7 protein-coding genes are annotated in these 7,737 nt (G+C 38.7%); 6 read left to right on the plus strand and 1 reads right to left on the minus strand.

Annotated elements, in window-relative coordinates; translation table 11 throughout:
* Positions 1-141 precede the first annotated feature (141 nt).
* From aph(3'')-Ib to ACTL4S_RS16135, 4 genes are all read left to right on the plus strand, one after another.
* A complete protein-coding gene (aph(3'')-Ib, locus tag ACTL4S_RS16120) occupies positions 142-945 on the plus strand; it encodes an aminoglycoside O-phosphotransferase APH(3'')-Ib (RefSeq protein ID WP_001082319.1) in 804 nt (267 codons plus the stop codon).
* Positions 945-1,781, plus strand: a complete 837-nt coding sequence (locus tag ACTL4S_RS16125) for an aminoglycoside O-phosphotransferase APH(6)-Id (RefSeq protein ID WP_000480968.1) — start codon at positions 945-947, stop codon at positions 1,779-1,781. The genes aph(3'')-Ib and ACTL4S_RS16125 overlap by 1 nt, the downstream gene beginning before the upstream one ends.
* Positions 1,782-1,922: 141 nt before the next feature.
* Positions 1,923-2,345, plus strand: a complete 423-nt coding sequence (locus ACTL4S_RS16130; RefSeq protein ID WP_000656635.1) for a hypothetical protein — start codon at positions 1,923-1,925, stop codon at positions 2,343-2,345.
* A gap of 215 nt (positions 2,346-2,560) precedes the next feature.
* Entirely contained in the window at positions 2,561-2,971 is a 411-nt protein-coding gene (locus tag ACTL4S_RS16135; RefSeq protein ID WP_001057867.1) for a hypothetical protein, read from the plus strand.
* A 232-nt stretch (positions 2,972-3,203) separates the two neighbouring features.
* Here ACTL4S_RS16135 and ACTL4S_RS16140 read toward each other — a convergent pair whose 3' ends face one another.
* Positions 3,204-3,734: a conjugal transfer protein TraD gene (locus ACTL4S_RS16140; RefSeq protein ID WP_000963725.1), complete on the minus strand. Its 531-nt coding sequence runs from the start codon at positions 3,732-3,734 to the stop codon at positions 3,204-3,206.
* Between the two features lie 453 nt (positions 3,735-4,187).
* Here ACTL4S_RS16140 and ACTL4S_RS16145 point away from each other — a divergent pair, with 453 nt between their 5' ends.
* Together ACTL4S_RS16145 and ACTL4S_RS16150 are read left to right on the plus strand one after the other, a co-directional pair.
* Entirely contained in the window at positions 4,188-7,106 is a 2,919-nt protein-coding gene (locus tag ACTL4S_RS16145) for an AAA family ATPase (RefSeq protein WP_005119228.1), read from the plus strand.
* A gap of 50 nt (positions 7,107-7,156) precedes the next feature.
* Positions 7,157-7,594: a hypothetical protein gene (locus ACTL4S_RS16150; RefSeq protein ID WP_000030933.1), complete on the plus strand. Its 438-nt coding sequence runs from the start codon at positions 7,157-7,159 to the stop codon at positions 7,592-7,594.
* The last annotated feature ends 143 nt before the right edge of the window (positions 7,595-7,737 follow it).

The raw sequence follows: 7,737 nt of genomic DNA on the forward strand, positions 1-7,737 counted from the left end.
ATTTGTTTAAGATAAGATATAACTCATTGAGATGTGTCATAGTATTCGTCGTTAGAAAACAATTATTGTGACATTATTTCAATGAGTTATCTATTTTTGTCGTGTACAGAGCGCTTCATCAGAAAACTGAAGGAACCTCCATTGAATCGAACTAATATTTTTTTTGGTGAATCGCATTCTGACTGGTTGCCTGTCAGAGGCGGAGAATCTGGTGATTTTGTTTTTCGACGTGGTGACGGGCATGCCTTCGCGAAAATCGCACCTGCTTCCCGCCGCGGTGAGCTCGCTGGAGAGCGTGACCGCCTCATTTGGCTCAAAGGTCGAGGTGTGGCTTGCCCCGAGGTGATCAACTGGCAGGAGGAACAGGAGGGTGCATGCTTGGTGATAACGGCAATTCCGGGAGTACCGGCGGCTGATCTGTCTGGAGCGGATTTGCTCAAAGCGTGGCCGTCAATGGGGCAGCAACTTGGCGCTGTTCACAGCCTATCGGTTGATCAATGTCCGTTTGAGCGCAGGCTGTCGCGAATGTTCGGACGCGCCGTTGATGTGGTGTCCCGCAATGCCGTCAATCCCGACTTCTTACCGGACGAGGACAAGAGTACGCCGCAGCTCGATCTTTTGGCTCGTGTCGAACGAGAGCTACCGGTGCGGCTCGACCAAGAGCGCACCGATATGGTTGTTTGCCATGGTGATCCCTGCATGCCGAACTTCATGGTGGACCCTAAAACTCTTCAATGCACGGGTCTGATCGACCTTGGGCGGCTCGGAACAGCAGATCGCTATGCCGATTTGGCACTCATGATTGCTAACGCCGAAGAGAACTGGGCAGCGCCAGATGAAGCAGAGCGCGCCTTCGCTGTCCTATTCAATGTATTGGGGATCGAAGCCCCCGACCGCGAACGCCTTGCCTTCTATCTGCGATTGGACCCTCTGACTTGGGGTTGATGTTCATGCCGCCTGTTTTTCCTGCTCATTGGCACGTTTCGCAACCTGTTCTCATTGCGGACACCTTTTCCAGCCTCGTTTGGAAAGTTTCATTGCCAGACGGGACTCCTGCAATCGTCAAGGGATTGAAACCTATAGAAGACATTGCTGATGAACTGCGCGGGGCCGACTATCTGGTATGGCGCAATGGGAGGGGAGCAGTCCGGTTGCTCGGTCGTGAGAACAATCTGATGTTGCTCGAATATGCCGGGGAGCGAATGCTCTCTCACATCGTTGCCGAGCACGGCGACTACCAGGCGACCGAAATTGCAGCGGAACTAATGGCGAAGCTGTATGCCGCATCTGAGGAACCCCTGCCTTCTGCCCTTCTCCCGATCCGGGATCGCTTTGCAGCTTTGTTTCAGCGGGCGCGCGATGATCAAAACGCAGGTTGTCAAACTGACTACGTCCACGCGGCGATTATAGCCGATCAAATGATGAGCAATGCCTCGGAACTGCGTGGGCTACATGGCGATCTGCATCATGAAAACATCATGTTCTCCAGTCGCGGCTGGCTGGTGATAGATCCCGTCGGTCTGGTCGGTGAAGTGGGCTTTGGCGCCGCCAATATGTTCTACGATCCGGCTGACAGAGACGACCTTTGTCTCGATCCTAGACGCATTGCACAGATGGCGGACGCATTCTCTCGTGCGCTGGACGTCGATCCGCGTCGCCTGCTCGACCAGGCGTACGCTTATGGGTGCCTTTCCGCAGCTTGGAACGCGGATGGAGAAGAGGAGCAACGCGATCTAGCTATCGCGGCCGCGATCAAGCAGGTGCGACAGACGTCATACTAGATATCAAGCGACTTCTCCTATCCCCTGGGAACACATCAATCTTACCGGAGAATATCGTTGGCCAAAGCCTTAGCGTAGGATTTCGCCCTCTCCCGCAAACGACCCCCTTTTATCTACACTAGATTTAAAACAGTTGAACGTATGAAAGAAGCTGTTTCTCAAAATATTCAATCAGACAACTTGAGCCATCAAAACGCCATCAAGAACAAGGAAGAACAAAAAGCCCGAATTAAAAAATTCCGTGATCAGTTAGAGATCGGGACGATCTTATATACCTCATGGGGATATGAGCAAACAAATGTAGACTTCTATCAAGTTATTGAGAAAAGCCGGGCATATTGTGTCATCCGTGAACTTAAACAGGCTTATGATGCAACAGGTTCAATGCAAGGTTATGTTGTGCCTTTACCGAATGAATTTACCAGCAAAGAGCCAATGAAAAAAAAGATCATGGATAACTATATCGTGATTCATCAGTCTGCAAATGCAACAGTATTAGATTTTGAATTATTGCCGACAGGTACAAAAGTTTATAAACGCTGCTATACATCATCATACGCATAAAACAGTTGACCCCCTGAAGGGGGTCAATTCACTACAGAGGAAAATATGAAGCATTCAAAATTAATATATAAAGATTGGCAATTATATTTAAGGCTCTTATTTGAAAATAAATAGGGGTAATAGTCACCCGCATTTTTTTGATGTTTAGATTTCTAATGCTTCAAAAAAATGCGGTTCATTGCGTATCATATAATGAATATTAAGGAACTGAAAAAATGAATAATGCTCAATTCAAAATTGAATGCTTCAGAAATGGTTTATATAGCCCAGAGCAAATAATTGAATTTTACAAGGTAGTCCACACGGAAGAAACTAAGTACAATAGCCGTGATGCTCAACTTTGGATTAATGGGAAAAGCTCTAGGGAATATCAAATTGACCCTAAAGCAATTCAAATTGTAGATATGCTTAATGCAATCAGATCGGAAGTAATTGCAAAAGAAAAAGAGCGTATAGAACTTGGCAATCCAAGATATAAATATCTATTCAAAGGTGAACAAGCACTATGGTCGGAGCATCAGGAATTTATAAATTTACCTGTCAATTTTTATAATTCAATAATGGTTGAGCTAGGTAAAAAAGATTTAATTTATTTTGAATTTTCAAAAAAAGATATTGAATCCTAAACGATAGAGCAGAGCAAAGTGTCTACTTTGCGAACTGAAAAATCTGAAAAATCCTCCCTTCTCTGATTACTGTTGAATGGGGCAAGCGAAGCAGACAAAATCTGTGATTTTGGCTAGCTGACCGCAGACCCGCAACTACTTCCATGTTACCTATAAGCGGGATTAACAAAGCAATCCCGCAGGGTTGCGACTGAAAAAAATTAAATTATATTTTTACCAGTTTGAATATTCTTTAATTTGTAGAGCCTGAATTATCAACTAGAGTTGATTTAGATTTTTTTGATTGTTCCCGATCAGCAATAAATTTGTCACCAGCAATTTTTAAACTGTCAAAATGTTGGGGATTGGATTTATATGATTCAAGAGCCTTTAAAAGAACACCAGTAATAATTCCTTTATCTTCAGTTGGGAAATCTACTATTTCAAAAAGCGCACCAATTGAAATTAATTTATGTTCACGTTTTTTGCGATCTTTAACTTGAGCAGCTTGAGCATCTTTTTTCAAACTAGCTAAAAGTTTTTTTTCATCTTCCTTAATTTTTTCTAATTCTAAACGTGCTTTATGTTTTTTAAATTCATTTTTCATTACACGTTCAAATGAACTAATTTGCTGCTTTGTTGGTGAGCCTGATTCAATACTTTTAACAAGTGACAAAATTAAATCTTCAGTTTGGTTTCTATTCTCTAATCCCTTCAAACGAGAGATTTCATCAGTTACAAACTTTTTTTGATCTTCAGTAAATTTTAGATTTTCGATAGCCATTGCCACTTCCTCATTGTCAATATTTTTAAATCATAGCATAACTAAAAATAGAGGAAATCTATTACAGCACTAAACAACAAAAATCATATTAAATTATTAATTTCTGACTTTTACAATTAAAGAAATATTTATTCTGAGTATGACTTGAATTGAAAAATATTTAGCCAGGTGATCATTTTTTATAGGATTTTTAAAATTTTAAAATTGGCTTTCAGTCCTTTAGTTTAAAAAATATCCTAATGTCTATCTAATAACAAAAAATTACAGTTTATAGCTTAAAAAAATCCTTATTAATCGTGTCACTTATAGACCCTCAGATTTGGGGTTTCTGAACTATGGGTTATCACCTTGTAGCGAATATATATTGAAGTTATCATGACAACAGCAGTTGGAATGCACGCTTCCGCGTTTCTCTCCGAGAAACAAAAAAAGCAGATTCAAAATAGGCGAATTATGGCGATTTATCACTTATCAGTTAAATCAGGTAGGCAATACGGTTCTTCGGGAAGTCGAGGGGCAAGCCATTACGCTTATATAAATCGTGAAGGTAAATACAAAAGAGAAGATTTAGAAAATATAAAATCAGGAAATTTACCAAATTGGGCTAAAGATGCTGCTCATTTTTGGAAGTCAGCAGATAAGAACGAACGCATTAATGGACGTATTTATACTGAATTGGAAATTTCATTGCCTAGAGAATTGAATAAAGAACAACGTGAAGAATTAGTACAGGAATTTGTAGATAAGACTTTAGGTAAAAACTTCACATATTCCTATGCAATTCATAGCCCATTAGCAAGTGATGGTGAACAAAATCCTCATATTCATTTGATGTTTAGTGAAAGAAAATTAGATGGTATTGATCGTGACGAAGTACAACACTTTAAACGCTACAATCCGACTAATCCTGAAAAGGGCGGGGCAGGTAAAGATCGCTATTTTTCATCTAAAGTTTTTGTGGCAGATACACGCTTATCATGGGCTAACCATGTAAACGATTTTTGCGAAAATTTAGGTCTTGATGCTCGTATAGATCATAGAAGTTATAAGGCTCAGGGGCTTGAATTATCCAGTCAAAACTTCAGGGCTGATTATGTTAGTAATCATAAATATTTCATTAATGAAAATATAAAAAATATACGTCATCAAAATGGCGAAATTATTATTGAGCGTCCTTCGGAAGTTATTAGAGCTTTAACTTCTAATCAGTCTGTATTTACTGCCCGTGATCTTGAGCGTTTTGTTATGGCTCATACTGACAGTCAAGAACAATATCTTAAAGCCTATGAAGCTGTAATGACTTGTCCTGATATGGCAATGTTGTTTGGGAAAGATAAGGTTGTATTCTCATCAAAAGAATTGGTCGGAATTGAAGATTCTATTACTGCATTTATCTACAATGCCAATGAGCAAAGTCGAGTACAGAAGCCATTTAATTTAACTGAAAAATTCACTTTAAATGCTGTAAAAATTGCTGATAAAAGAACATTCAATAGAGAGCAAGAAGCAGCCTATTATACTTTGACTTCTACTGATCGAATCTCATTGCTAAATGGTTCGGCTGGTACTGGTAAGTCTTATGTTCTTAGTGCTGTTTCTGAAGCCTTCAAAACTTCAGATTATAAAGTTCATGGTATTGCTTTGCAGGCAATTACAGCTAGAGCTATTTCTGACGATTGTAATATTCCAAGCAGTACAATTGCTTCATTCCTTGCCCGATATGAAAGTGGTAATTTTGAGATCAATAATAAGACTGTCTTGATCTTAGATGAAGCGGGGATGGTCGGCTCAAGAGACATGCAAAAACTTCTCATGATCGTAGAGAAGCATGATGCTCAAATAAAACTTGTTGGTGATAGTTATCAGTTAAGTGCTGTTAGTGCTGGTTCTGCTTTTGCTCATATTCAAGATAACCTTGATAAGAAAAATATTGCTTCATTAGAAAATATACAACGACAAAAATATGCGAAGGAATCAGAGAAAATGATTGAAGCATCTAAGTTGTTATCTAAGCATGAAGTTGACAAAGCATTAGATATTTATAAGACCATTAATGCTGTTAATGAATATGAATCTCACGATCTAGCACTAGCCAAAACTATTAAATCTTGGAGTGAAGATTCTAGCGAAAATAAGTTAATGCTTGCTCATTCAAATAATGATGTGAATGAATTAAACCGCATGGCAAGAAATGTATTAATTAAAAATGGTCAACTTTCTGCTACTGGTAATCATGTTAAAACTGCTTTCGGTGATATTGAAATTACTGTCGGAGAAAAAATTGTATTTAAGCAGAATGATTCAAAATTAAAAGTTAGCAATGGTGAAACAGCAAAAGTAATCGGTTTTGAAAAAGATAATCTTAATAACATTAAATTTATGATGGTTCAGTCAGATAGAAATAATGAGATCATTAAAGTAGATTTAAATGAATACAACCAATTTAAATATGGTTATGCAAATACTATTCACTCATCACAAGGTATGACTGTTGATAATGCCTATATTGTGGCGAGTGAGAACATGAATGCTAATTTAACTTATGTTGCTTTGACCCGACATAAACATAATGTCGAAATTAATTATTCTGCTATGTCGTTTACCACGAATGAAAAAGAATTCGTTAAACGTCCAGATGGGAAAATCTCATATGATCAGAATTACAATCCTGTTGAAAAAGAAGTTACACCTTTTGAAAACTTCAAAAAAGTTCTAGGACGATCAGAAAAGAAAGAATTTTCTACAGACTTCACTTTAGTAGACAAGCAAGAAAAATTGATCAAAGCATATCTGCAAGATCACCGCCACCATATTGAAGATAAGCGGGAGATATACGGAATTAACTCGAAGATACATGCTTTAACTTCAGAGAATCGTACATTCACGAAGGAAGAAATTGTTACCGAGGTTCGTGCGAATCTTAAATCTAAATCTATTTTAGGTGATGAGATCGGTAGCATTAGAGGTATGAAAATTGCAAAAGGTGAGCTTCTCAAACTTGAGGAAGGGTTACAGATCAAGACTGGATTCTTTAAGAAAGAAACCTTTGAGAAGGGAACAGAATTAAAGGTTCTTGATGCCTACAAGATGAAAGATAAACCAATGATTAAAGCTCGAATCAATGATATGGAATATGAGATTCCATTTGAAAAACTTTCTGTTAAGTATTCAGATCGGTACTTCACAGAGTTTAAAGATCAGAGCGCACACCGTTTTACTGCCCGCAATAAAACTGAAGTTTATAGCGAGTACCGTGAGCAGTTATTGAAGCAAAAGATTACTGCACCGGAAGAAAATTTGAATGCTCCTAATCACAAGATGAAGCTGCAAAGCAATCTTAATACTACCCCTAGAAATACACCTAGAATCTAACTTCACCTGGCATAAGCAAGTGAAAATAACAAACCATAAAAGACTTTTTAATGAGTAAAGATGATCATGATAAATTTGTATTATTCCTGATAGTTGTAGGCTTTATCGTGTTAGTTGTTTGCGGTCTTGCGTGGCAGGGAGCAGGCATCTTTAACTTGCCTTTCACAGTGATGCTATGGACTATCATTAGATTAATTATCGTGGTATCGCTTGTATTTATTACTGGAAAATTCGGTCTATCAAGAGAGTTTACTTTCCCCGCAGCAGCAGTAGGTTTAGCTTTTAGTTTATTCCCTGTCCTTGATCATATTGCGTTAGGTTATTCTGCTAAAAATTTCTATGAAACCACTAATTTTATGGGGCAAACGGTTCGGGAATTTGGTGCCAGTAAAATTACGGTCTGGTGGGGTTCGATTTATGCCAAAATAGCCTATGCTAGCCTTGCAGGTTTAATTGGATATGGTGTTAAGGTCGCCACTGATGATTAAAAAAGAAAAACCAACTTGAAGTTGGTTTTTTTGGCACTGTTGCAAATAGAGATTTGAGTCGATGATGTTCCCTTTAAAAAGTACTTAGAGACCGAAAACCCTGTTGATTAGACACACTTCACCCTGAGGCTGACCATAATAAA

The sequence above is a fragment of the Acinetobacter lwoffii genome (genome assembly GCF_052078135.1).
GTDB lineage: Bacteria > Pseudomonadota > Gammaproteobacteria > Pseudomonadales > Moraxellaceae > Acinetobacter > Acinetobacter lwoffii_Z.

Coding starts and splice junctions, on each gene's coding strand:
- ACTL4S_RS16125 (WP_000480968.1), top strand. CDS start 945: ATGTTCATGCCGCCTGTTTTTCCTGCTCATTGGCACGTTTCGCAACCT.
- ACTL4S_RS16130 (WP_000656635.1), top strand. CDS start 1,923: ATGAAAGAAGCTGTTTCTCAAAATATTCAATCAGACAACTTGAGCCAT.
- ACTL4S_RS16135 (WP_001057867.1), top strand. CDS start 2,561: ATGAATAATGCTCAATTCAAAATTGAATGCTTCAGAAATGGTTTATAT.
- ACTL4S_RS16140 (WP_000963725.1), bottom strand. CDS start 3,734: ATGGCTATCGAAAATCTAAAATTTACTGAAGATCAAAAAAAGTTTGTA.
- ACTL4S_RS16145 (WP_005119228.1), top strand. CDS start 4,188: ATGGCGATTTATCACTTATCAGTTAAATCAGGTAGGCAATACGGTTCT.
- ACTL4S_RS16150 (WP_000030933.1), top strand. CDS start 7,157: ATGAGTAAAGATGATCATGATAAATTTGTATTATTCCTGATAGTTGTA.